This window comes from Zobellia roscoffensis, from assembly GCF_015330165.1.
GTDB lineage: Bacteria > Bacteroidota > Bacteroidia > Flavobacteriales > Flavobacteriaceae > Zobellia > Zobellia roscoffensis.
In genome coordinates this window covers 1,579,397-1,603,161 of the sequence record NZ_JADDXT010000002.1, presented here as the reverse complement: position 1 = coordinate 1,603,161, position 23,765 = coordinate 1,579,397, and the positions used below count along the sequence as shown (strand labels likewise).

Genomic DNA, 23,765 nt, shown 5'->3' with positions numbered 1-23,765 from the left:
CTAATATAGGGGCGTGTCATTATTGTAATTCTATGTCAAACTGGGTCAAGGCTTTAAATTGATGCAATCTCTTGGTGACCTCTTCCTTTTTTAAGTTTTGCATACGCTCGGTTCCAAACCGTTCTACACAGAACGATGCTAAATTAGAACCATGTATAACTGCGTTCTTCATGTTGTTGAACGAAAGGTCATTAGTAGCCGCTAAATAACCTGAAAATCCCCCTGCAAATGTATCCCCAGCTCCTGTTGGATCAAAAACCTCTTCTAACGGTAAAGCAGGTGCGAAAAAGATTTTCTCTCCATGAAATAAAAGCGCTCCATGCTCACCTTTCTTTATCACCAAATACTTAGGGCCCATTTCCTGAATAGCTTTCGCCGCCTTTACCAATGAATACTCATTGGTTAACTGTCTAGCTTCTTCATCATTAATAGTAAGAACATCAATATGTTTTATAACCTCCGTTAACTCAGGCAAAGCATTATCCATCCAAAAATTCATAGTATCTAATACTATTAGCTTTGGTCGTTTTTTCATCTGATTAATAACACTCAACTGTGTACTTGGGTGCAGATTACCTAGCATTACCACATCTGCATCTTTAAAACCTTCGGATACTTGAGGATTGAAATCTGCAAGTGTATTGAGTTCTGTTACTAAGGTGTCTCTTGAATTAAGGTCATTATGATACTTTCCTTTCCAATAGAAAGTTTTTCCTCCTTTTACAACCTCCAAAGAACTAAGGTCAATATTCTTATCTTCTAGAATATCTAAATACGCTTGTGGAAGGTCTTCGCCAACAATAGAAACGATTCCTGATTCTACATTATATTGAGAGGCCGCTAAACCAATAAAAGTAGCTGCACCACCCAAAATCTTATCGGTTTTACCGAAAGGAGTTTCAATTTCGTCAAAGGCAACAGTGCCTACGATTAGAAGTTTACCCATGCAATTTTAAGTTTAAGCTGCAAATATACGCTTTTGTAACGCTATTACATGCAAATATACCCCTACAAAAAAGGCCTAGGAATATTACCTTTCTAAAATTTTTAGACTCTTATAAAACAGTTTTCTGAAAAGCAATGTGTTATACCCAAAGGGATATGGGCTGAAAATAATTATAAGAAAACGCGCTGGGCCTGTTTAACATTACTTACGACCAAAATCTGCTGGAATTTCTCCCCACACCTTTGTTTCCCATTTAACAATAGGAGTACTATAAGAATTGTTCTTTAACCAGGCCAAAGCCCTTCTGATCAAATCAAAAACTTCTTTATTCTTAGCGGTCTCCTGAAGTTTAGTATTACAGTTTTTTTTACGAACCCAACTCATTGCTGTACGGGAATCCGTATAGATTACTCTGTCACTTTTATTATTTTTCAAAAAGGCAAGCCCATGTACAATAGCCAAAAACTCACCAATATTATTGGTTCCTTGAGCAAATGGCCCTTGTCTAAAAAGTTTTTTACCTGTTTTTGTATCCACACCTTGGTATTCCATAATTCCAGGATTACCACTAGAAGCGGCATCTACAGAAATAGAATTGTAGTTTGGCGTACCAAACCTTTGTATTTGTTCAGCCGTTAATACCGGCTTTCCTTTTTTCTTTCCTTTAAAATCATCATAATTACCATTAAAGGCCTTTTTAGCCAGATCAAAAGTCTCAAAAGATTTATATTGAGCACCTTTATACCCGGTAATAGCAGCTTTACAAGCTGACCAAGAATCATAAATACCGGGTCTCTTGCCTTTCCAAACCGTATAAAACTTTCCTTTTTTAGCCATTATTCTACCCCTAATAATTGTGCAATTACCTTTGGATAGTATTCGTATTCAAGTGCATGCACCTTATTTGCTATATCATCTGAAGTGTCTTCTGCAGAAATTGCCGTTTTTACCTGCCGAATTACTGCACCTTCGTCATAATTCTCATTAATATAATGAATAGTGATACCCGTTTCGGTCTCATTATTAGCTCTTACGGCCTCGTGAACATTATTACCATACATACCCTTGCCTCCATATTTTGGCAATAATGCTGGGTGAATATTTACAATTTTATCAGGAAAATTCGCAACTAAATTCTCAGGTACTTTCCAAAGAAAACCTGCCAACACTATAAGGTCCGGTTTTAAAGATTTTAGAATATCCAACACGCAATCTGTCTCGTAGAAAGCATTTTTATTAAAGTATAATCCATTAATTTTCAATCTATTACACCTATCCAAAACTTTAGCTTGGGTTTTATTAGATAATACCGCAGAAATATTAACCTGAGGATTTTCTTGAAAGTACTGAACAATATTTTCAACATTAGATCCTGAACCGGAAGCGAATAATACAATGTTTTTCATGTGGCATTTAACGTTACTGACAGCAAAATATTTAGGTCAAAAATACCGCTCTTATCCTGAAATTTTATAAATTACAAGACATTTTAACGACAAATAGTGGATTTAGTCCAAAGTTTTTTATTTTTGCAACCAATTTAATTTTTTAAAAACAATATTATTATGTCAGACATTGCATCAAGAGTAAAAGCTATCATCGTTGATAAATTAGGTGTGGATGAGAACGAAGTAGTAACGGAAGCTAGCTTTACTAACGACCTAGGCGCAGATTCATTGGATACCGTGGAGTTGATCATGGAATTCGAGAAGGAATTTGATATTCAGATTCCAGACGATCAAGCTGAGAACATCGCAACAGTTGGCCAAGCCATTAGCTATATAGAAGAAGCGAAGTAATCTTTATGATTTCTTGAACGAGATTCAAAATTATCCATGTGGTAACCATTATCGCATGGATAATTTTTTTAATTTACGCTTGACTTACTAAGTAAACCAAAAATTTAGGTTCAATGCAATTAAAGCGAGTTGTAGTTACGGGGTTGGGTGCGTTGACACCCATAGGTAACAATATTGATGAATATTGGGAAGGTCTTAAAAACGGAAAGAGCGGTTCTGCGCCCGTGACCTATTACGATACTGAAAAATTTAAGGTGAAATTTGCTTGCGAGCTGAAAAATTTCGACCCTCTAGAGCATTTTGACCGCAAAGAGGCAAGAAAATTAGATAGGTTTGCGCAATACGCCCTAGTCTCTTCCGATGAGGCTATTATAGATTCCGGTCTTAACTTGGACGTAGTAGACAAATTTCGTGTTGGAGTTATCTGGGGAGCCGGTATTGGTGGTCTAGAAACTTTTCAAAACGAAGTTATGAACTTCGCCGAAGGAGACGGAACACCAAGATTCAACCCCTTCTTTATTCCTAAAATGATTGCTGATATTGCCCCTGGACATATCTCTATCAAACATGGTTTTATGGGTCCTAATTATACCACGGTTTCGGCCTGTGCATCTTCTGCAAATGCTATGATCGATGCTTTAAACTATATTCGTTTAGGCCATTGTGATGTAGTAGTAACCGGAGGTAGTGAAGCTGCTGTAACCATTGCTGGTATGGGTGGATTTGGCGCTATGCATGCCTTGTCCACTAGAAACGATAGTCCAGAAACAGCATCAAGACCTTTTGATGCAACCCGTGACGGATTTGTTTTAGGTGAAGGAGCTGGAGCTTTAATATTGGAAGAATACGAACACGCCAAAGCGCGTGGTGCAAAAATATATGCCGAAGTTGCCGGTGGCGGACTTTCGAGCGATGCTTACCATATGACCGCTCCCCATCCTGATGGAATTGGAGTAGTTCAAGTAATGAAGAACTGTTTAAGGGATGCCGGACTAAAACCGGAAGATGTAGACACCATAAATACACATGGTACTTCTACCCCCCTTGGAGATGTGGCAGAACTAAAGGCTATTAGTGAAGTCTTTGGAGACCATGCCCCTAACATCAATATCAACTCTACAAAGTCAATGACCGGTCACTTATTGGGTGCCGCCGGAGCTATTGAGGCAATTGCCTCAATTTTAGCTATGCAACATAGTTTGGTTCCGCCAACTATAAACCATACGACTGTAGATGAAAATATAGATTCTAAACTAAACCTTACCTTAAACAAAGCTCAAAAACGTGACGTAAATGTTGCATTGAGCAACACTTTTGGGTTTGGTGGTCACAATGCCTGCGTAATTTTCAAAAAATTTAGCGAGTAATACAATATGGGATTTCCTTCCAATATATTCAATTCCCATCCTAAAGAGGATGGGGATTTTTTTGGAGGAATGACTTCTATTTTAGGTTTTAAACCCAAAAACCTAGCCATTTACAAAAAGGCTTTCGTACACCGCTCAGCTAATGAAAAGGATGAAGATGGAAACCCTTTAAATTATGAGCGCCTTGAGTTTTTAGGAGACTCTATGTTAGGAACCATAATCTCTAAACACTTATATGACGAGGTTCCTGAAGGTGATGAAGGTTATCTCACCAAGATGCGTTCTAAGATTGTAAGTAGAAAGCACCTCAATCAACTTGGTAAGGACTTAGGTCTTATTAATTACGTTAAAAGTCGTATTCCAAAATCGCACTTTGGCGAAAACATACATGGGAATGTTTTTGAAGCATTGGTAGGCGCAATTTATCTAGACCGCGGCTATAAATATTGCGAAAAATTCATCAGCCAAAAAGTTATAGAACCTTATGTTGATATAGAACAATTAGAAGGAAAGGTCATTAGCTACAAAAGTCTTGTAATTGAATGGTGCCAAAAGCAGAAAAAAACATTTGATTATGACGTTTATGATGACACTGGTAATGATGCACTAAAACATTTTGCGGTAAAGCTAACTATTGCGGATACGGTTGTAGCAAAAGCTAGGGCTACATCTAAAAAGAAAGCAGAAGAACGAGCTTCTAAAAGAGCATATTATGCGCTCCAAGACAAGATGGATAAGTCTTGAATCATAATTTTATGTAACCAAAATGTTATAGTTTGTTCAAAAATAGTTTTAGCCTTATCTAATCTAGGCGTTGTACGGTATTAATATTATCTTTACCACTTTGTGCCCCTATGGTAGCAGTACATAAAATTACGAACGACTTTTACGAAGATTCATTCGATTTAGTTGCATTGCATAGTAGCCTTGAAGATTATGCCATAGCCTATGCTCTCAATCTTCATTTAAAATCGAACTTTAAAAGGTCTGAAATAGACCTTGACCTTACCGGTCATATTACAGTTCCAATTTTTGAATGGAAAGATGATATTAATGATAGGTATTGGACCTTATTTACCAATAACGGTTTAGTAGAGGACACTGTGAGCCGAAAAGGGCTATTTAAGGATGAGCCGTCATTCACAACATTTCACATGGTGCCCGAACACCGAGATGTGGACTATTTTTTAAAAATAGAACAAGATGGCTTCATAAATATGGAAAACCTTGTAAAAACACTACAAAACATACCCAAAATTATAACGGCTTACGCCATAGAAACTGACAAACTCAAATCTAAGAACAATTTAATTTTTTGATCAATGCCAAGTAATAAAAAGACAAAAATTGTAGCCACCCTAGGGCCGGCCACAAGCAAAAAGGAAGTGCTGAGAGATATGATGGAAGCTGGTGTAGATGTCTTTCGCATCAACTTTTCACATGCTGATTATAAAGACGTTACAGAACGTGTAGAAATGATACGGGAACTCAACGAAGAAACCGGTCGCAACACCTCTATTCTTGCAGATTTGCAAGGTCCTAAATTAAGGGTAGGTGTTATGGCTAGTGAAGTAGTCGTTGCCCCTGGTGATGAAATCACCTTTGTTACCGGTGAGCCTTTTGAAGGTACCGCCGAAAGGGTATATATGAATTATGCCGCATTTCCTCAAGATGTTAAGCCTGGTGAGCGTATCTTGTTAGATGATGGAAAATTGATGTTCGAAGTAGTTGAAACTAACGGTAAAACCGAAGTTAAGACCAAAGTAATACAAGGTGGGCCGCTACGTTCTAAAAAAGGAGTTAACCTTCCAAACACCAATATCTCTTTACCTGCTTTAACAGAAAAAGATGTAAAAGATGCCATTTTTGCAATTTCCTTAAAGGTAGATTGGATCGCTCTTTCATTTGTTCGTTTTAGCCAAGATCTTATTGATCTTCAAGCTATTATTAAGGAACACGCAGATGAAAAAATTCCGATTATCGCTAAAATAGAAAAACCGGAAGCTGTTGAAAACATAGATAAGATTGTTGCTTATTGTGATGGACTTATGGTTGCCCGTGGTGATTTAGGTGTTGAAGTACCAGCGCAAGAAGTTCCTTTGATTCAAAAGCAATTAGTTCTTAGGGCTAAGAAAGCTCGTATACCAGTAATTATCGCTACCCAAATGATGGAAACAATGATTACGAGCCTTACACCAACACGTGCAGAGGTGAATGACGTTGCCAACTCTGTTATGGATGGTGCAGATGCTGTTATGCTCTCAGGAGAAACATCTGTAGGTAACTACCCTGTTCAGGTTATTGAAAAAATGACAAGTATTCTACAAAGTGTAGAAGGTTCAGAACTTATTCAAGTACCTCACGATCCACCGCATATTCGCACAAAAAGATATATTACAAAATCTATTTGTTACCATGCGGCTATTATGGCGAATGAAATTAAAGCAAAAGCTATTTCTACTTTAACGAATAGTGGTTATACTGCATTTCAAATTTCTGCATGGAGACCAAGTTCACATATTCTAGTTTTCACCTCTAACAAGCGTATACTTACACAACTGAACCTTTTATGGGGTGTTCGTGCTTTTTATTATGACAAAGATGTTTCTACTGACGAAACTATAGAAGACGTTAATAAAATGGCTTGTGACAAAGGTCTTTTAGAAACAGGAGATATGTTAATTAGTTTAGCCGCAATGCCTATGAAAGAAAAAGGTATGGTAAACACTTTACGTGTAACCGAAATTGAAAACAAGTAATATTGTAGACAAATATTAAAAAGAAGTGGTCTTAAGCCACTTCTTTTTCAAATGCAATAAAGTTGACGAGTTGTCCTCGATTGTTGAATACAGGCTCTGCCTTTATTTCACAATTATAAGTACTTCCGTCCTTTTTATAGTTTATAACAACGGCCTCAAAAGGAATTTTTCTTTCGATGGCCGTTTTTATTTTTACTAGTGTTTCTGGGCTCGTTTCTTTTCCTTGGAATATTTTAGGAGACTTTCCTATCACTTCTTCCGATTTATATCCTGTCATTGAAAGAATATTACCCGTAGCGTGAACGATAGTCAATTTTATATCGGTAATAACAACAACATCTGTACCTATCGTAGATAAACTTTCTAGTTTATCATAAACCCATCTATTACGTTCGGCAATATTCTGTATAGAAATTACATCTTTGCTATTCATGCAAAGTTCCTGAAAATTAAGACTATGTATGTCCCAGGAAACCAGCGGTACCGGACTTATATCTATTTTACCATAAAACTTATCTGCCGCCTCATCGTACGCCTTCATACCATTATAGTTAAGTTAACTAACTCTTCTGATTTCCTTCCTCAATAGTACAAAAAGACTTCTTGCCCAACAAACAGTTAGAATCGTTTAACATTAAAGTTTTATCTTACTTAAATAGATATAAGGTAAGGTTATTTCTAGGAAAGAGACTAATTCAATCAAACAATCTAACCAGTTGCAGATGAAATTTGAGTTCAATGATGCCAAGTTAGGCTCTCACTTAGGGTTTACAGATGATATTAAAAAGTATGAGAATCAATTTTCAGTAAGCTCTGGAAACATTTACATGCTTTGGAACAGAAATTCACAACCTCTTGAATTATATATTGATGGTATGCCCATAACACTGTTACCAGACCAATTGGTTACAACTACATACCTGCAGCACGTTTCATACGAGAAGACAACTTTGCCATTAACTGCATTTCACTTTAATAGAGAATTTTACTGTATAAACGATCATGATCACGAAGTATCATGTAATGGCATCTTATTTTTTGGCACTCAAGACCTTCCTATCATATCTATTCCTACAGAGCAAAAGCGTAAATTTGAAACGCTTTATGAGGTCTTCCAAGATGAGTTTTCTACTCCAGATGGTATTCAAGGAGATATGCTTCAAATGTTATTAAAACGATTAATTATCATTTGTACACGTTTGGCCAAAGAGCAACTTATCGTTAAAAAACTGGATAATGATCAAGTTGAAATTATAAGAAAGTTCAATGTTCTAGTAGATACACACTACAAAACAAAAAGGAAGGTGAGTGATTATGCAGAACTCTTATTTAAAAGTCCAAAAACGCTCTCTAATCTTTTTTCCATATACAACCAAAAATCTCCACAGCAGATTATTTTAGATCGTTTGGCCCTTGAAGCAAAACGATTAATAAACTTTACGGACAAGCAAAATCAAGAAATTGCGTATGATTTAGGTTTTAACGACCCAGCGCATTTCAGTCGGTTTTTCAAGAAAATGACCGGTACTTCTCCCTCTCAATACCGCGAAATAGCCCCAATTTCTTCGTAACGGGAAATTTCTACAAGCGGTCGGGCAATCGCGCCTAACAAACAAGCTTACTTCATTCGCATCTTTGCATTGTAATTAAAATACAACGCAAGATGAACTTAAAACATATATCTCTTTTTAACCTTATAGAGATTTTCTCTCGCCCAACTAGGCAATTACAAACTGTAGATGCCGAAACCCATTGTGAGCAAAAACATCATCATGATTTTTATTGTGATGCTGAAAAACCTCACGTAGAATTTTAAAAAATAACAAATTAGAAATAGTCATAAAACCGAAGCGATTTGCATCGTAAAAATGACATAATACCTAGAAATTATGAGCAAATTTAATGTACCAACAAGAGAAGAAGTAAGCACAAGCAATCAAGCAATTTTTGACAACTTAGAAAAAGCAGTAGGTTTTGTCCCTAACCTTTACGCAACATATGCCTATTCTGAAAACGCCTTAGCGAACTATTTAGCTTTGAGCAGTGCAAAAACATCTTTGACCGCCAAACAAAAAGAAGTAGTGAACCTAGCAGTTAGTCAGGTAAACGAATGTACTTATTGTCTTTCTGCCCATACAGCTATTGGCAAAATGAATGGTTTTAGCGACTCAGAAATTCTTGAGCTTAGAGCCGGAAAAGCCTCATTTGACCCAAAATTAGATGCACTTGCCGCTCTTGCAAAAAACATTACAGAAAACCGTGGTGCAACAGACGATGCAGTAGTTGAGAAATTCTTAAACGCAGGATGGACCAAGGAAAACCTAATTGATACCATTGTGCTAGTGGGAGACAAAACAATCTCTAACTACATTCACAAAACTACAGATGTTCCTGTAGATTTTCCAGTTGCAGCTCCATTACAAAGCGTAGAAGCATAAAACTTGCCCTGTATAATCTCAAGTTGTACAGGGTTATTAATCTAATTTTAATAGTAAATCTTTCAAATAATCCGTCTTTTCAAAATAAACAAAAGACAAAAACTAAAAATTATGAAAAATATATTAGCAGCAGTAGTATTGGTATTTACAGTAGCATTTTCAGCAAATGCTCAGGATGAAATGGTAAAGAAAGAAGTAAAAACAATTGCACTAGAACAAACTCCCGGTGAGTTTACTCAAAAATCATTAACTGTTTCTCCGGGCACTTATGTTTTTAATATAGCAAATAAAGGAGTTGGTCATGATGTTGGTTTTGTTCTTGTCAAAAAAGGCGAAGATATTAGTAAACCTGAAAACCATATTCAGACTGCCTATGTGACAGAAGTTGTTGCTACAGGTAAAATACAATCGTCCAAACCAACCGTATTAGAGGCTGGGGAGTATGTATATTTTTGTCCTATGAACCCAACAGCTACAGACAATACCATTCTAGTACAGTAATAAGCTTATACAGTTTATAAATTGTACCTCATAAAAAAAGGGAACCTTAAAAGGTTCCCTTTCTGTATTTATAAGACTTCGAACTACTTGTTGTCCTCTAATTTAATGACTTCAGTTCGTGCGTCATTGTTATTTTCTTCCTCTAGTTCATCAGCAATATCTTCCAATTCAGATTTTACGCTACATGAAAAAGCAGTCATTGAAACAAAAGCTAATAAAAATAATTTTGCAAATAAAGGTTTCATAGGTCAAAAAGGTTTGGTTAATAAATATATATACTCTAAAACTCAGACAGATAGATAATATTGTACCACTCATCGAAAAGTTAAAAAATGTTAAAACGAACTACATACTTTTGAGCGGCACAATTTTTGGAATTATTTATGAGTTCACATGGTGCTCAAACCCCATGGATTAGTAGTTTAGCGCTTCAAAAAAAATACTGTGATTATAGATTTTATTATTGCCATTTTGTGGAGCCTTTCTCCTTTCGGAGAAGCTAAGGTGGGTATACCCTATGGGTTGCTAAATGGTCTTAATATTTATTTGGTGTTTGTTCTATGTTTTGCAGCAAACGTATTGGTATTTCCTTTGATGATTTTCTTTCTGGAGAAAGTTAATCGTTATTTCCTAAAGTGGGGTTTTTATAAGAAATCTGCGATATTTGTTGCCCGTAGGGCCAAAACGGGCTCAGGAGATAAAATAAAGCGCTATGGCTTTTGGGGTCTTATATTTTTTGTAATGTTACCTGTACCGGGCACAGGCGTTTATGCCGGTAGTATTGCTTCTTATCTCTTTAAAATTGAAAAAACAAAAGCCTTTTGGGCCAATACCATTGGTATTTTTCTTTCGTCTTTAATCGTATGGTCTGCCACTTTGGCATCGATGAAAGGTATGGGCTAGAGGTTTTCTTCTATTCTATTTTATCTTATTTCAACAACTTGTATTTCTTGGCTATTAAAGCTAACCGTATCTCCTACCTCCTTAGCAAATAATAATTTGGCAATGGGCGTAGCTGCCGATATGCAATAGACACTTTTTCCTATCGCCTTGAATTCACCTGCAGAAATAGCTAAAAAATATTCGGCTTTTGAAGTAATCACCCAACTACCAAGACCAACTATCTTATTAGAGCCCTCTTTAGGTACTTTAGATAGTGTTTGCTTCATCTTTTCAGCTTCGGCTAACTGTTGTCCTAATTTTTCCCGTTCAAGCTGTAACATAGCCCTACCTGTTTCATGCTTATCACCTGCACTACTTTTGGTTTCTGAAGATAATGAAGTTTGAATATCTTCAATGTTTTTATAAATTCTGGAAATTCGCTCGGTAACGAATGTCAAACAGAACTTATGTAGTTCTTCTTTTTCTATCATACTCCTAATGCAAATCTCGATCTACCTTAGACCCGGAACCTCCAACCAAAAAGTCTAAATCTGCTCCTTTATGGGCTTGTTCCACATGGTCTATGTACATTTTTACGTACCCTCTATCTGCCAAAGGTTTGGGCGCTGTCCATGCCGTTTTTCGTTTTGTAAGTTCCTCTTCCGAAACCTCTAAATGAAGTCTTCTGTTCTCAACGTCCAATGTAATTAAATCATCGTTTTGAACTAAAGCTAAAGTTCCGCCTACCGTAGATTCTGGGGAAACATGTAAAATTACAGTACCTGCCGCCGTACCGCTCATACGGCCATCAGAAATACGAACCATGTCCGTAATACCTTCCAGTAACAATTTCTTAGGAAGGTCTACATTACCAACCTCTGGCATACCCGGATAACCTTTTGGACCCACTCCTTTTAAAACAATAACACTATTCTTGTCTATATCTAATCCTGGATCATCAATTCGTGCATGGTAATCTTCCATACTCTCAAAAACAACCGCCTTACCCGTGTGCTTCATTAGTTCTTTTGATGCTGCCGACGGTTTTATAACCGCACCGTTTTCACAGAGATTTCCCTTGAGTACAGCAATACCGGCATTCTGTTGAATAGGATTTTCTATAGGCGCTATAACATCGTCATCATAACAAACGGCACCAGTGTAATTTTCTGTAATATATTTTCCGTTTACCGTGAGAGCATCAGCATGAAGTTTAGATTTCAATTCTTTCATAACAACGGGAAGTCCACCTGCATAGAAAAAGTCTTCCATTAAATGTTTTCCAGAAGGTTTAAGATTCACCAACAGTGGCACTTTGCTTCCCAGGGTATCAAAATCCTCTAGGTTCAAGTCTACTCCTATTCTTCCCGCAATAGCAGTCAAATGAATAATAAGATTGGTAGAACCTCCAACAGCTGCATTGGTAACAATGGCATTCTCAAAGGCCTGGCGCGTTAATACTTTTGATAGTTTTAAATCTTCTTTTACCATTTCCACAATACGTCTTCCCGAAAGTTGTGCGAACAATTTTTTACGGGAATCTACCGCAGGAATAGATGAAAAACCTGGCAAAGTCAACCCTAAAGCCTCTACCATTGTTGCCATTGTAGATGCCGTACCCATGGTGTTACAATGTCCAATACTACGCGCCACACAAACTTCTGCCTCGGTAATATCCGCATCTGAAAAACCCTCCACACTTTGTTTTTCTTTTATCATCCAATTCATAGAACCAGAGCCTATTTTTTCTCCTCTAAACCTCCCACTCAGCATGGGACCACCAGGAACAACAATAGTTGGTAAATCTACGCTACAAGCGCCCATTACCGTACTAGGTGTAGTCTTGTCGCAACCTGTCAACAACACAATCCCGTCTAGTGGATTAGCACGTATGGACTCTTCCGTATCCATACTCGCCAAATTGCGAAAAAGCATCGATGTGGGCCTCATAATAGTTTCGCCCAAAGACATCACCGGAAACTCCATAGGAAAACCACCGGCTTCCAAAATACCCCGTTTTACAACTTCGGCAAAATCCCGTAAATGACCATTACAGGGTGTTAGCTCAGACCAAGTATTACAGATACCAATAACCGGTTTGCCCGTAAAATAATCATCTGGATATCCTTGATTTCTTAGCCATGAACGGTGCACAAAACCCATTTTGTCTTTACCACCAAACCATTCACTACTACGCAGGTGTTTCTTGTCTTTCATAAATTGAGGAGAAATTTATTCGAAGTAGTTAAAGTAGCGAATATAGCTCAATTAGCAAAAACTGAAGAGTTGAATTCTAAGTCGATTTTCTGAACAAACAAAGACTATGTTAAGTCTGCTAAATTTTCACCTACGGCGCTCCCAATAGCGATACCCATACCCCCTAAACGAACACCACAATAGACATGATTGGAGATTTGTTTAAGAACAGGGGTTTTCTGCTCACCAGTTCCCATAATGCCACTCCACTTACGAGCTATTTTATGAGGCGTTCTAGGTAAGATTACCTCTTTTAGTAATTTCTCCAAATGTTTTTGAATGTGATGAGAACACCCAAATTCGCTAGTTTCTTCGCCTTTAAAATCAAGATTTCTACCTCCTCCGAACAATACGCGGTTATCTATATTTCTAAAATAGTAATAGCCTTCATCAAAATGAAAAGTTCCTTTTATGGATAAATTTTCAATTGGTTCGGTAATCAGAACTTGCGCTCTGGCCGGTTTAACCTTTTCATTAATTAAAGCTGTGGCAAAACCATTGGTAGCAATCAGTAATTTTTTAGTTTTAAATTCAAATTGATTTGTTTTTACTTCTACCTGTGTCCCAATTTCAGTAAAACTTTCAACTGTAATATAATTAAGTAAAGTGATACCCGCTCGCTGCACCAATTGCAATAATGAATTCATCATTTTACCGGTATCCAATTGTCCTTCAAAAACATTGGTAATGTAATTTTCCTTCACTCCATCAAAACCAAAAGTATTAGGGCTCGTGCTAAATGCATCCCCACTATAAACAGATTGCAATAGCTTATTAACTTCAGGGAGCTGATCTAAACATTTCTCATATAGTTTTTGGGCGGAACCTAGAAACAATTCGTGTCCGCCATTTTCTTGAAAATCGATGTTTGCATCACCTACTTTCTGCCGGAGCAATTTTATTCCCTGCCGACGCTGAGCTATCAAATCCAACACCTCCTGCTCAGTATGGCGCTCTAAATCTGCCAAAACCTCTGAAATGCTACCAAAACAGGCAAAACCGGCATTTTTGGTACTAGCTCCTTGAGGTAAAAATCCTTTTTCTAGAATAAGGATTTTAGCTTTTGGAAAGCGCTCATGTAACCGCAAGGCACAGTTAAGTCCTACGATGCCACTGCCAACAATAGTGAAGTCAACATTCGTTAACCATGTTTTATATTCCCAATAACTTAAGTTCATTTTCTTCCATAAAAAAGCCCCAATACAAATTGGGGCTTTATTCTTATTCCGCTGGCGGAGGATCCATTTTAAAGTCTTCCATAAACTTGGTGGTATAGTTACCCGCCAAATAATCTGGATGATCCATTAATTGCCTGTGAAACGGAATCGTAGTTTTAATACCTTCGATTACGAATTCATCTAGCGCTCTTTTCATTTTATTAATAGCCTCTTCTCGTGTTTGCGCAGTAGTAATCAACTTAGCAATCATAGAATCGTAATTAGGCGGAATACTGTATCCACTATATACGTGAGTGTCCATACGAACTCCGTGACCACCTGGTGTATGCAAAGTAGTAATTCTACCTGGTGAAGGTCTAAAGTTATTGTAAGGGTCTTCGGCGTTTATTCTACATTCAATAGAGTGTAGTTTTGGCAAATAGTTCTTTCCTGAAATGGGAACACCACCTGCTACCAAGATTTGCTCACGAATTAAATCATAATCAATTACCTGTTCTGTAATTGGGTGCTCTACCTGAATACGGGTATTCATTTCCATAAAGTAGAAATTTCGGTGTTTATCTACCAAAAACTCTATGGTACCGGCTCCTTCATATTTTATGTACTCAGCAGCTTTTACCGCGGCCGCACCCATTTCCTCACGAAGCTTATCTGTCATGAACGGAGATGGCGTTTCTTCCGTAAGTTTTTGATGTCTACGTTGAACGGAACAATCTCTTTCTGAAAGGTGACATGCCTTACCATATTGGTCACCAACAACTTGGATTTCAATATGTCTTGGCTCTTCAATCAATTTTTCCATATACATACCACCGTTGCCAAAGGCTGCAGTAGCTTCTTGTACGGCACTTTCGAAAAGGTCTTCCATTTCCTCTTCTTTCCAAACAGCGCGCATACCTTTACCACCACCACCGGCAGTTGCTTTTATCATAACGGGATAGCCCATTTTTTTAGCAGTCTTGATAGCATCGGCCACATCTTTCAACAAACCATCTGAACCAGGAACGGTAGGAACACCGGCCTCTTTCATTGTTTTCTTGGCCGAAGCTTTATCTCCCATACGGTCTATATGCTCGCCAGAAGCACCAATAAATTTAATATCATGCTCCGCGCAGATTTTTGAGAATTTAGAATTCTCTGAAAGAAATCCATAACCTGGGTGAATAGCATCTGCATTTGTAATCTCTGCGGCAGCAATGATATTGGGTATTTTTAGGTACGACTCGCTACTGGGTGCCGGACCAATACATACAGCTTCATCAGCAAAACGAACATGCAAACTTTCTTCATCTGCTTTAGAATAGACCGCAACGGTTTTTATACCCATTTCCTTACAGGTACGTATAACACGAAGCGCAATCTCTCCCCTATTTGCAATTAATATTTTCTTGAACATACTTTTTCAATTTAAATTCTAAAATCCAAGTACCAAAAGTTATTCCCTTTACAGGAAATTTATTTGAGATTCAGAATTTACATTTATGATGGATCTACCAAAAATAAAGGCTGATCAAATTCTACAGGAGAAGAATCCTCAACTAAAATCTTAACGATTTTACCAGAAACCTCAGACTCAATATCATTAAAAAGTTTCATAGCCTCAATAACACAAAGCACATCTCCTTTTCCGATAGAAGTACCAACTTCTACAAACGAGCTCTTATCAGGAGACGGTTTTCTGTAGAAAGTACCAATAATAGGTGACTTAATGGTAATATATTTAGAGTCATCTTCTTTCTTTTCTGCTTTTGCAGCGTCACCGGAAGCTGCCTCAACAGTTTGAGCGGGTGCCTGAGAAGGCATCATCTGAGCTTGCGGCATTGGGATTTGCTGCACGTAGGTTGTTTCGTTTCCAGAATCTGAAGTACCTGTTTTGATGGTGATTTTTAAATCCTCCATTTCCAACTTTACTTCACTGGCACCTGATTTTGCTACAAACTTAATCAGGGTTTGAATTTCTTTAATATCCATGGAATGTTATTTATTTAAGTGATCGGTATTTTATTAATACGCCCATTTTAGGTAAATGGAACCCCAGGTAAAACCTCCGCCAAAAGCGGCAAAAACAAGGTTATCTCCTTTATTCAATTGGCCTTCAAAATCAGCCAATAACAACGGTAAGGTTGCCGATGTGGTGTTACCGTATCTTTCTATGTTCATTAAAACCTTAGAGTTGTCCAGACCCATTCTATTGGCCGTAGCATCTATGATTCTTTTATTAGCTTGGTGTGGAACCAACCACGAAACATCAGTATCCTTAAGATTGTTTCGTTGCATAATTTTTTCGGCCACATCTGCCATGTTCGAAACAGCAAACTTAAACACAGTTCTACCGTCTTGATATATAAAGTGTTTTCTATTTTTTACCGTTTCTTCTGTTGCAGGCATTAAAGAGCCACCTGCATCCATACCCAAAAATTGTCTTCCTGAACCATCTGCTCTTAAGTATTCATCTTGCAAACCTAGACCTTCTTCATTAGGTTCGAACAATGCTGCCCCGGCTCCATCACCAAAAATAATACATGTGGTCCTATCTGTATAATCTATTATTGAGGACATTTTATCTGCCCCTATCAATAACACTTTTTTATACCTGCCAGATTCTATATAACTGGCAGCGGTAGACATTCCGAATAAAAAACTGGAACATGCCGCCAAAAGATCATAGGCAAATGCATTAACGGCTCCAATTTCGGATGCTACAAAAGCCGCTGTTGAGGCCACCATACTGTCTGGTGTAGCCGTAGCGATCATTATAAGATCTATTTCTTTTGGGTCTATGTTTTTCTTTTGGATAAGGTCTTGTGCCGCCTTGATTGCCAAGTACGAAGTACCTTCTCCTTCTTCAGGTTTCAACACCCGTCTTTCTTTAATTCCCGTTCTAGAGACAATCCATTCATCATTGGTCTCTACCATGTCTTCCAACATATTGTTGGTTAGTACAAATTTAGGAACATATCCTCCTACAGCTGTAATTGCTGCCGTTGTTTTACTCATCTTAAAGTCGATTTGATATCAGAAACCTTCAAAAATGCCTCAAAATTGGTGAAAATTAATCAATTTTTATCAATTTTTCCTGTAAAACTATGCGTTTTTGAGATTTGAGTACTAGAAATAAAAAACTCCCGTCATTAAATACGGGAGTCGTGAATTCATTATAAGATAACCAATACGTTTATGCTTCGGCTTCTTCAGTCTTGTCGATCAAAATTTGACCTTTGTAGTAAAGTTTACCTTCATGCCAGTGCGCTCTGTGGAACAAGTGCATTTCACCAGTAGTTGGGTCAGTAGCCAAAGTTGGTGCTACCGCTTTGTAATGTGTTCTTCTTTTATCCCTTCTGGTTTTCGATATTTTTCTCTTAGGATGTGCCATTTAAACTTATTTATCCGTTAACAGTTTCTTTAATTCGTCCCATCTGGGATCACTTTCTTTTTTCTCTTTCTTGGGTTGCAATTCTTCAAGCTTTTTTAATGCTTCCGATTGCAACGTACCGTCTAATACCCCTGGGTGAATTCTTTTCTGCGGTACGGCCAACACTAACATTTCGTATACGTATTGCGCAATATTGACCTGATGTTCTCCATGAGGAATAATCAGAATCTCATCATCTTCATCATTAAACTCTTCCCCAAACTTGACCACTAACTCCAAATCTGCCTCAATAGGCAAATCAAAAGGTTCGCTGGTCAGGTCGCAATTTACGTTAACCGTGCCTTGGGCTTTCATCTCTAACTCGAGCATTGTGCTCATTTTATTCAAAACTACATGCAACTTAACGTCTGCAGCATTGAACTCGTCATACCCAAAAGATTCAAAGAACGGGTTATTAATCGTATACTCAAATTCGTGTTTTCCTTGTCCTAATCCAGAGAAAGGAATGTTAAACTCCTTTTGCTTCATCATTTCAACACTATTTTAATACACCGCCCGATTAAAGGCGGGTGCAAAGATACTATTATTTAATAAACTTACAACCCTTTTTTAATTGGAATTCAATAAGTTCGCCTATCTTTCAGACCAATTCTCAAAAATAACACGTTTCAGCACCACAAAAACGCCCCTCTAACGCCTTACACGCTGCTTCTGTAAAGGGTTTTCTGTAAGTTCTTGGTATTCTTTTCTGTTCTTAAAAATATGCAATGCCGTAAAGACCGCTTCTTTAAAAGAACTATGATCTGCCTTGCCTTTTCCTGCTATTTCATAAGCTGTTCCATGGTCTGGGGATGTTCTCACTTTAGATAACCCTGCGGTATAGTTAACACCTTTACCAAATGAAAGGGTCTTAAAAGGTATAAGCCCTTGATCGTGATAAGCGGCTAAAATAGCATCGAAATTTTTATAGGCATCAGAACCAAAAAAGCTATCTGCGGAATAAGGCCCAAAAACCAAATGCCCGGCCTCTGACATTTCTTTGATAACAGGTTTTAAAACCTCATCATCTTCCTTGCCGATAATACCATTATCACCGCTATGCGGATTAATACCCAACAACGCTACTTTGGGGGCACGTATACCAAAATCCATTTGTAAGGATTTTTCTATGGTCCGTACTTTGTTTCTGATCAATATTGCATTTATGGCTGCCGGAGCATCTTTTACCGCAACATGGTCAGTTAACAAGCCCACTTTAAGCTCATCCGTTACCATGAACATTAAACTTTCGCCTTCTAGTTCTTGAGCTAAAAAATCTGTATGGCCCGGAAATTTAAAATCTTCAGCCTGAATGTTATTTTTATTGATAGGTGCCGTTACCAAAGCATCTATGGTATCATTTTTAAGAGCATCAACGGCAGCTCTTAGCGATTTTATCGCATATTTTCCGCCTTCTTCAGTAGCTTCTCCAAACTTGGTCTTGGGAATTTCTTTCCAAACATTAACCACGTTTATTTTACCGTCTACCGCTTTTGAAGCATCTGTAATACCATGGTAATTGATATCTAGACCCAATTCCTTTTTTTGAAAAGAAATAGTTTTGTTGGATGCAAATATAATCGGCGTACAAAAATCTAGCATGCGAGCATCTTCAAAGGTTTTGAGAACAACCTCGCAACCTATTCCGTTTAAATCGCCTATTGAAATACCTAGTTTAATTTTTCCTTCTTCCTGCATCTTATTCTTTACCTTTGCCCTAGAGATATTGTCAAAACAATCTCTATCAATCTAAGGTACAAAACTACTTAAATTTAACGGAACATGTTTACGGGCATTATCGAAACTTTGGGCGAAATAAAGCAATTAGAACAAGATGGTAGCAACCTTCATATTACAGTGAAATCCTCGCTAACGCCAGAATTAAAAATCGATCAGAGCGTATCGCACAATGGTGTTTGCCTTACCGTGGTTTCATTAGATGAAGACACCTATACGGTAACGGCCATTGACGAAACTTTACAGAAAACCAATCTAGATGAACTAAAAGAAGGTGAAAGCGTAAACTTGGAGCGCGCCATGATTCTTGGTTCCCGCTTAGATGGGCATATTGTTCAAGGCCACGTGGACCAAACAGGAGTTTGCAAAGCTATTGAGGAAAAAGACGGCAGCTGGTTTTTCACCTTTGAATATGATGCGGGCACCGGAAATCCTACTATTGAAAAAGGTTCTATAACTATAGATGGTACAAGCCTAACCGTAATAAATTCAGAAAAGAATAGCTTCAGCGTTGCCATTATTCCATACACCTACGAACACACACGTTTTAAATCATACCAAATTGGTACAACGGTAAACCTTGAGTTTGATGTTATTGGCAAATATGTAGCAAAGTTAATGTCTTACCAGAATAAGGCATAAATCACTTTTTGCCTGAAAAGCTAACTTTAGTTTCTTTTTTCTTTTTCTTAAAACCGATTAGCTGTTGCTTAGCATCTAGCGCTGCCTTTACATACGCTTTAAAACCGTTGTAATCTTCTGCGGCGATACGTTCTTTTGAAGTTTTCGCTACAATTTTAATATGCAACTCATTTTCTTTTGCCAACTCATAATCAATCTTAAAAGAATGTTTATTGAAGCTGTAATCGGCACTTTCAGGAATTTCAACAAAACGCTCTCCTTCTTTTAATTTGATAACATAGCTAGACTTATAGACATCTGCATTTTCGTATAACAAATAATCAATTGGGTAGGCACGTTCATCATCTTGAATGATTGATGTGTTATATGCATTGTTTACCGCTGGAATACGGAATACCCGCATGCTTCCAATCTCGTCTAACTTTTCGTTTACGGTTAAATCTGATGTGTATTTTAGGACGGGCGAACGAAGTTCGTATTCAATATTGCGAATACTGTCAAAAGTAAAATCCTCAGAAATTCTACTTTTAAAATCGTCCGTAATGCTCTTTTTTACCACCTCATAATTGTTCTCCTTAAAAATAGCTGCGTAATGAGAATTGATACTTCCGCTTAAAACAGACTCTATTTGTAACTGATGCGAACCTTCTCCAATAACATACTCCATATTGCTTTCCAAGACGGTGGCGGTATGATCTATATCCTTTAATTTATAAATACCTTTTTGTACGTCTTTCAACCATTTGTTAGGGATATCTAGAGCGGTAGCACTTTCCAAACTTGTAGGTATGGACTTGTATGGCATATTATTATCCGTTAATTCCAAATACTGGGGTTTGCCATCTATGAATACTTTGGCAATACAATGATTAAAATCTTGACTAGGAAGTACCATTGTACTTTCGCCATAGTCTGAAGTAAGCACTAAAACCAAATGCGATTTTAAACCGGCCATTTGAGCCAAGGTTACATACAAGGTTGAAAAATCTTTACAATCGCCCAATTTGGATTTTATGGTTTTTGATGGTCTTTGCGGAACAAAACCACTTTGCCTAAAGCCTACATGGCTATAACTAAAGTTTTCCATGATGTAGTAATAGATTTTGGATGCTTTCTCGTCTTCTGAAAATGCATCGCTCCCCAAAGGAAAAATTGATTTGAACGCTTCCTGAACATCCGAATTAATGACAATCTGCGGGCGTACCAAATCTGAATACCAATTGGCAATATCATCCCAAGAACCTATGGTGCTCACATGCACATAACTGGCCACATCACTAAGGCTTGGCATATAGTTTTCTTCTGGGGTCATTTCTTTTTGGTCAATGCTTTCCCACTGGTGATATACATAATCATCTATGTTTCGCTTTTGATACTTCACCTCACCGTTGAGCGTTTTAGTGGTGAATTCCTTACCCTTGGGCACTAAAATTTTTAATGTGTTTTTATGAATAGGGTGAAAAGAATCAAACTGAAAATAGTCTACATGGTCTTTATAGAACCGTCCGCTGCTAGAATAACTGCTTTCATAATCCACATAAATAATATCACCTATTTCTAAATTATTGAAAACGATGCTAGAACCACTTTTTGATGCCGGAACTATCTTTTTATTCGGCTTTACAATTTCAGATTTTGTAATGTGATAGTTACCACTAAGACCCAGATTCACTTCCTTTAAAGATTCTATACCACTGTCGCTAGTAATTTCAACCACATAACGTGTCTGAGATTTTCCGCCACCTTCCGGATACAGTTGAAGCAAACTTTCATCTAACAAATAATTATACCCATAGTTGCCCTTCACCCCTTTATTACGAGTTTTGGCCATAAACTCATATATATCGGGTGTTGCCAAATCTTCTAGATAATCCTTACCGTTGGATAAATCGTCTATTTTTTTTCGCAAAGCGGAATTAGCCCCATTGTGCTTCAATGATTTTTCATACCAAACCAAGGCCTCTTTTTTACGTCCGGATTGCTCAAGAGCAGTACCTTTTAATTCCATAGCCACAAATGAATAGGGGAAGTTCTTAAGCATCTCATCTATATATGGCAGAGACTCTTCATACTTTTTATATTCATGTTGGTACGCTATATAATCTGATAGGTAGATGTTATCATGGTCCACTAAATTGTAGCGCTTTTCAAAAAGCGCCAGAGCTTCTTCCTTCCTATCCTGTTTGTTATAGAAACTAGCAAGCGACTTTAACGCACTGTAATCAAAATAGTTTTTATCTATATCCTCTAGGATTGCAATTGCCTTATCATCCTCATTTAAATAGGCCGAATAAATATTGAGGTATACTTTGAGAATACTCAGTTGGTCCTTGTACTCTTCTGTAATTATGCGCAACGTTTCCTTTACAGCGGACTTGTCTTCCTGTCTTATATGAAGTAGTAATTTTGCCGATTGTTTTAGAATATCCATATCCGTCGAAGCTGAAAATTCTTCTACAAAAGCTTCAAACTCCGGTAATGGCAGTTTAAAAAGTTCTCTTGAATCTTCAAACCGATAGATGTATGACAAATAGTATTTTTCATCATCACTTTCAATATTCTTTTGTAACTCTTTTGCAGAAGCAAAGTCTTTTTCTTTAGTATAACAATCAATGAGGTACTTTCTCAAAAATGAACTTTCAGGATAAGCATCCACCCAAGGCTGCAACGTTGCTTTAGCTTCATTGAATTTTGAATTTCTGAGGTAAGCACTTATCAAACAAACCGTATTAAAGAAGTTATTTGGGTCTTTCTTTAATTTGTTCTGAAAGAATATTTCAACAGCATGCGGAAGCGCTTTAGGAGCAATGTCCGTTAATGAACTTTTTTGATATGTACTTGGTACAGCGTTATATTTTAAGTCGTTAAAGGCATTACCCTTTTCATCTGTAACCCTAACAATGAAATAGGCAATTCCACTTTGATCGGCACTTTTAACTAACAGTCGGTTATTACCTGCAGGAAGATTTATAAGTACATTATAGGCATCTAAATCTGTTATACCATCATTTGTATTTTCATATATCAAAACATCATTCAACCAAACTTTTGCAAAAGATGAACTCCCCAAACGAACTACAGCTTTCTTTGCCGTTGGGTTACTAATAAAAGTCTGTGCATAATTTACACCACCTCCATATTCAGAATGATTGGAATAATATTGATATGCTTCTTTCTCTCTTCCTTTTTGTTCGTACCAATTAATGAATCCATTACTATTGGCATTAAAATCCGTTGAGGAAATAGCTTTCGTTTCAGGAACATATTCCGTAGCCAGACCACTACCATTTAAATTCTCAAAACTACCGCAGAATTGCCATGATTTAATAGCAGGAATAGCATCGTTAAGTTGATTATAGGTTTCCCAATCATCAGAATGTTGCGCCACTGCAGATTTCAAATACCGAAGTGCTTCTTTTACCGTTGTATTCTTAATTGATGCAAGTGGTATATTATTTATGTTGGCTATATTTTTCCTATTGAAACCAGAACCTAGATAAGAATCAAAAAAGAAACTATTATTCCACAGCGCATACAGATAGTACTCAAAATCTGGTTGAGCAACTACATCGTTAATAAAACCTTTTGGAGAGGTAAACATGCCATTTTCATTGGCAATTATTTCAGCTGTTAGCATGCCTGACAAACCTCCTTTATTCTTTTTCTGAAATTTGGTCTGCGCTTCTTGCCTCTGGTTTTTTAAAAGAAGCTGCCAATACGGCTCAATTTTCTTGATTTCTTGTGCTTGGGAACAAGATACCGAAAAGACAAAAGCCACTAATAGAAGACGATAAGATCTCATGTGTAGGTTGGTTTGGTTAAGGTTTGGATAATTTATAACGTACGTT

26 protein-coding genes are annotated in these 23,765 nt (G+C 37.3%); 11 read left to right on the top strand and 15 right to left on the bottom strand.

Translation table 11 applies throughout. The annotated features are described in order from the left end of the window. Window positions 1-19: 19 nt before the first annotated feature. The 3 genes from IWC72_RS06830 to purN form a co-directional block, all read right to left on the bottom strand. Window positions 20-946 (bottom strand): PfkB family carbohydrate kinase, encoded by a 927-nt coding sequence (locus IWC72_RS06830; RefSeq protein WP_194525433.1) that lies wholly within the window; start codon window positions 944-946, stop codon window positions 20-22. A 201-nt stretch (window positions 947-1,147) separates the two neighbouring features. Continuing rightward, entirely contained in the window at window positions 1,148-1,783 is a 636-nt protein-coding gene (locus tag IWC72_RS06825) for a ribonuclease H1 domain-containing protein (RefSeq protein WP_194525432.1), read from the bottom strand. Next, entirely contained in the window at window positions 1,783-2,352 is a 570-nt protein-coding gene (gene purN / locus IWC72_RS06820) for a phosphoribosylglycinamide formyltransferase (RefSeq protein WP_194525431.1), read from the bottom strand. The genes IWC72_RS06825 and purN overlap by 1 nt, the downstream gene beginning before the upstream one ends. A 159-nt stretch (window positions 2,353-2,511) precedes the next feature. Between purN and IWC72_RS06815 the strand changes: the two genes are divergently transcribed. From IWC72_RS06815 to pyk, 5 genes are all read left to right on the top strand, one after another. Then, a complete protein-coding gene (locus tag IWC72_RS06815; protein ID WP_008269813.1) occupies window positions 2,512-2,745 on the top strand; it encodes an acyl carrier protein in 234 nt (77 codons plus the stop codon). 113 nt (window positions 2,746-2,858) lie between these two features. After that, entirely contained in the window at window positions 2,859-4,112 is a 1,254-nt protein-coding gene (fabF, locus tag IWC72_RS06810) for a beta-ketoacyl-ACP synthase II (protein ID WP_194525430.1), read from the top strand. A 6-nt stretch (window positions 4,113-4,118) separates the two neighbouring features. Further along, on the top strand, window positions 4,119-4,856 hold the full coding sequence (gene rnc / locus IWC72_RS06805) for a ribonuclease III (RefSeq protein WP_194525429.1): 738 nt from the start codon (window positions 4,119-4,121) through the stop codon (window positions 4,854-4,856). A 110-nt stretch (window positions 4,857-4,966) separates the two neighbouring features. After that, window positions 4,967-5,431: an IPExxxVDY family protein gene (locus IWC72_RS06800; RefSeq protein ID WP_194525428.1), complete on the top strand. Its 465-nt coding sequence runs from the start codon at window positions 4,967-4,969 to the stop codon at window positions 5,429-5,431. A 3-nt stretch (window positions 5,432-5,434) separates the two neighbouring features. Continuing rightward, the gene (gene pyk / locus IWC72_RS06795) at window positions 5,435-6,871 is read left to right on the top strand and encodes a pyruvate kinase (RefSeq protein WP_194525427.1); all 1,437 of its coding nucleotides are present in this window, start codon (window positions 5,435-5,437) and stop codon (window positions 6,869-6,871) included. A 31-nt stretch (window positions 6,872-6,902) separates the two neighbouring features. Here pyk and IWC72_RS06790 read toward each other — a convergent pair whose 3' ends face one another. Further along, on the bottom strand, window positions 6,903-7,412 hold the full coding sequence (locus tag IWC72_RS06790) for a PAS domain-containing protein (RefSeq protein WP_194525426.1): 510 nt from the start codon (window positions 7,410-7,412) through the stop codon (window positions 6,903-6,905). A gap of 181 nt (window positions 7,413-7,593) precedes the next feature. On the opposite strand from IWC72_RS06790, the gene IWC72_RS06785 reads away from it, so the two are divergent. From IWC72_RS06785 to IWC72_RS06770, 4 genes are all read left to right on the top strand, one after another. Next, window positions 7,594-8,442, top strand: coding sequence for a helix-turn-helix domain-containing protein (locus IWC72_RS06785; RefSeq protein ID WP_194529267.1), 849 nt, complete (start codon window positions 7,594-7,596; stop codon window positions 8,440-8,442). Between the two features lie 92 nt (window positions 8,443-8,534). Then, window positions 8,535-8,687, top strand: a complete 153-nt coding sequence (locus IWC72_RS06780; protein ID WP_194525424.1) for a hypothetical protein — start codon at window positions 8,535-8,537, stop codon at window positions 8,685-8,687. Between the two features lie 73 nt (window positions 8,688-8,760). Further along, window positions 8,761-9,309, top strand: coding sequence for a carboxymuconolactone decarboxylase family protein (locus tag IWC72_RS06775; RefSeq protein ID WP_194525423.1), 549 nt, complete (start codon window positions 8,761-8,763; stop codon window positions 9,307-9,309). 111 nt (window positions 9,310-9,420) lie between these two features. Then, the gene (locus IWC72_RS06770) at window positions 9,421-9,810 is read left to right on the top strand and encodes a plastocyanin/azurin family copper-binding protein (protein WP_194525422.1); all 390 of its coding nucleotides are present in this window, start codon (window positions 9,421-9,423) and stop codon (window positions 9,808-9,810) included. An 83-nt stretch (window positions 9,811-9,893) separates the two neighbouring features. Here the strand turns inward: IWC72_RS06770 and IWC72_RS06765 are convergent, their stop codons facing one another. Then, window positions 9,894-10,055, bottom strand: coding sequence for a hypothetical protein (locus IWC72_RS06765; RefSeq protein ID WP_194529266.1), 162 nt, complete (start codon window positions 10,053-10,055; stop codon window positions 9,894-9,896). Between the two features lie 199 nt (window positions 10,056-10,254). Here IWC72_RS06765 and IWC72_RS06760 point away from each other — a divergent pair, with 199 nt between their 5' ends. Beyond that, complete coding sequence (locus IWC72_RS06760) at window positions 10,255-10,713, top strand: COG2426 family protein (RefSeq protein ID WP_194525420.1); 459 nt, start codon at window positions 10,255-10,257, stop codon at window positions 10,711-10,713. Between the two features lie 20 nt (window positions 10,714-10,733). Here the strand turns inward: IWC72_RS06760 and IWC72_RS06755 are convergent, their stop codons facing one another. The 9 genes from IWC72_RS06755 to pdxA all read right to left on the bottom strand — a co-directional run bounded on the left by IWC72_RS06755 (window position 10,734) and on the right by pdxA (window position 19,236). Beyond that, window positions 10,734-11,183 (bottom strand): 3-oxoacyl-ACP synthase, encoded by a 450-nt coding sequence (locus tag IWC72_RS06755; protein WP_194529265.1) that lies wholly within the window; start codon window positions 11,181-11,183, stop codon window positions 10,734-10,736. Between the two features lie 4 nt (window positions 11,184-11,187). Next, the gene (locus IWC72_RS06750) at window positions 11,188-12,909 is read right to left on the bottom strand and encodes an IlvD/Edd family dehydratase (RefSeq protein WP_194529264.1); all 1,722 of its coding nucleotides are present in this window, start codon (window positions 12,907-12,909) and stop codon (window positions 11,188-11,190) included. Window positions 12,910-13,013: 104 nt separating this feature from the next. Then, window positions 13,014-14,126 carry an NAD(P)/FAD-dependent oxidoreductase gene (locus IWC72_RS06745; protein ID WP_194529263.1) on the bottom strand — a complete coding sequence of 371 codons (1,113 nt, stop codon included), beginning with the start codon at window positions 14,124-14,126 and terminating at the stop codon, window positions 13,014-13,016. A 43-nt stretch (window positions 14,127-14,169) separates the two neighbouring features. Continuing rightward, complete coding sequence (gene accC, locus IWC72_RS06740) at window positions 14,170-15,522, bottom strand: acetyl-CoA carboxylase biotin carboxylase subunit (protein WP_194525416.1); 1,353 nt, start codon at window positions 15,520-15,522, stop codon at window positions 14,170-14,172. Between the two features lie 83 nt (window positions 15,523-15,605). Further along, window positions 15,606-16,097, bottom strand: coding sequence for an acetyl-CoA carboxylase biotin carboxyl carrier protein (gene accB / locus IWC72_RS06735; RefSeq protein WP_194525415.1), 492 nt, complete (start codon window positions 16,095-16,097; stop codon window positions 15,606-15,608). Between the two features lie 33 nt (window positions 16,098-16,130). Continuing rightward, a complete protein-coding gene (locus IWC72_RS06730; RefSeq protein WP_194529262.1) occupies window positions 16,131-17,123 on the bottom strand; it encodes a beta-ketoacyl-ACP synthase III in 993 nt (330 codons plus the stop codon). 178 nt (window positions 17,124-17,301) lie between these two features. Beyond that, window positions 17,302-17,499, bottom strand: coding sequence for a 50S ribosomal protein L32 (gene rpmF / locus IWC72_RS06725; protein WP_194525413.1), 198 nt, complete (start codon window positions 17,497-17,499; stop codon window positions 17,302-17,304). 6 nt (window positions 17,500-17,505) lie between these two features. Next, a complete protein-coding gene (locus IWC72_RS06720; protein WP_194525412.1) occupies window positions 17,506-18,030 on the bottom strand; it encodes a YceD family protein in 525 nt (174 codons plus the stop codon). A 159-nt stretch (window positions 18,031-18,189) separates the two neighbouring features. Beyond that, complete coding sequence (pdxA, locus tag IWC72_RS06715; RefSeq protein WP_194525411.1) at window positions 18,190-19,236, bottom strand: 4-hydroxythreonine-4-phosphate dehydrogenase PdxA; 1,047 nt, start codon at window positions 19,234-19,236, stop codon at window positions 18,190-18,192. 84 nt (window positions 19,237-19,320) lie between these two features. Between pdxA and IWC72_RS06710 the strand changes: the two genes are divergently transcribed. Beyond that, window positions 19,321-19,917, top strand: coding sequence for a riboflavin synthase (locus tag IWC72_RS06710; protein ID WP_194529261.1), 597 nt, complete (start codon window positions 19,321-19,323; stop codon window positions 19,915-19,917). Between the two features lies 1 nt (window position 19,918). On the opposite strand, the gene IWC72_RS06705 is transcribed toward IWC72_RS06710, so the two are convergent. Next, window positions 19,919-23,719, bottom strand: a complete 3,801-nt coding sequence (locus IWC72_RS06705) for a transglutaminase domain-containing protein (RefSeq protein WP_194529260.1) — start codon at window positions 23,717-23,719, stop codon at window positions 19,919-19,921. Window positions 23,720-23,765: the final 46 nt, after the last annotated feature.

Coding starts and splice junctions, on each gene's coding strand:
- IWC72_RS06830 (WP_194525433.1), bottom strand. CDS start 946: ATGGGTAAACTTCTAATCGTAGGCACTGTTGCCTTTGACGAAATTGAA.
- IWC72_RS06825 (WP_194525432.1), bottom strand. CDS start 1,783: ATGGCTAAAAAAGGAAAGTTTTATACGGTTTGGAAAGGCAAGAGACCC.
- purN (WP_194525431.1), bottom strand. CDS start 2,352: ATGAAAAACATTGTATTATTCGCTTCCGGTTCAGGATCTAATGTTGAA.
- IWC72_RS06815 (WP_008269813.1), top strand. CDS start 2,512: ATGTCAGACATTGCATCAAGAGTAAAAGCTATCATCGTTGATAAATTA.
- fabF (WP_194525430.1), top strand. CDS start 2,859: ATGCAATTAAAGCGAGTTGTAGTTACGGGGTTGGGTGCGTTGACACCC.
- rnc (WP_194525429.1), top strand. CDS start 4,119: ATGGGATTTCCTTCCAATATATTCAATTCCCATCCTAAAGAGGATGGG.
- IWC72_RS06800 (WP_194525428.1), top strand. CDS start 4,967: ATGGTAGCAGTACATAAAATTACGAACGACTTTTACGAAGATTCATTC.
- pyk (WP_194525427.1), top strand. CDS start 5,435: ATGCCAAGTAATAAAAAGACAAAAATTGTAGCCACCCTAGGGCCGGCC.
- IWC72_RS06790 (WP_194525426.1), bottom strand. CDS start 7,412: ATGAAGGCGTACGATGAGGCGGCAGATAAGTTTTATGGTAAAATAGAT.
- IWC72_RS06785 (WP_194529267.1), top strand. CDS start 7,594: ATGAAATTTGAGTTCAATGATGCCAAGTTAGGCTCTCACTTAGGGTTT.
- IWC72_RS06780 (WP_194525424.1), top strand. CDS start 8,535: ATGAACTTAAAACATATATCTCTTTTTAACCTTATAGAGATTTTCTCT.
- IWC72_RS06775 (WP_194525423.1), top strand. CDS start 8,761: ATGAGCAAATTTAATGTACCAACAAGAGAAGAAGTAAGCACAAGCAAT.
- IWC72_RS06770 (WP_194525422.1), top strand. CDS start 9,421: ATGAAAAATATATTAGCAGCAGTAGTATTGGTATTTACAGTAGCATTT.
- IWC72_RS06765 (WP_194529266.1), bottom strand. CDS start 10,055: ATGAAACCTTTATTTGCAAAATTATTTTTATTAGCTTTTGTTTCAATG.
- IWC72_RS06755 (WP_194529265.1), bottom strand. CDS start 11,183: ATGATAGAAAAAGAAGAACTACATAAGTTCTGTTTGACATTCGTTACC.
- IWC72_RS06750 (WP_194529264.1), bottom strand. CDS start 12,909: ATGAAAGACAAGAAACACCTGCGTAGTAGTGAATGGTTTGGTGGTAAA.
- IWC72_RS06745 (WP_194529263.1), bottom strand. CDS start 14,126: ATGAACTTAAGTTATTGGGAATATAAAACATGGTTAACGAATGTTGAC.
- accC (WP_194525416.1), bottom strand. CDS start 15,522: ATGTTCAAGAAAATATTAATTGCAAATAGGGGAGAGATTGCGCTTCGT.
- accB (WP_194525415.1), bottom strand. CDS start 16,097: ATGGATATTAAAGAAATTCAAACCCTGATTAAGTTTGTAGCAAAATCA.
- IWC72_RS06730 (WP_194529262.1), bottom strand. CDS start 17,123: ATGAGTAAAACAACGGCAGCAATTACAGCTGTAGGAGGATATGTTCCT.
- rpmF (WP_194525413.1), bottom strand. CDS start 17,499: ATGGCACATCCTAAGAGAAAAATATCGAAAACCAGAAGGGATAAAAGA.
- IWC72_RS06720 (WP_194525412.1), bottom strand. CDS start 18,030: ATGATGAAGCAAAAGGAGTTTAACATTCCTTTCTCTGGATTAGGACAA.
- pdxA (WP_194525411.1), bottom strand. CDS start 19,236: ATGCAGGAAGAAGGAAAAATTAAACTAGGTATTTCAATAGGCGATTTA.
- IWC72_RS06710 (WP_194529261.1), top strand. CDS start 19,321: ATGTTTACGGGCATTATCGAAACTTTGGGCGAAATAAAGCAATTAGAA.
- IWC72_RS06705 (WP_194529260.1), bottom strand. CDS start 23,719: ATGAGATCTTATCGTCTTCTATTAGTGGCTTTTGTCTTTTCGGTATCT.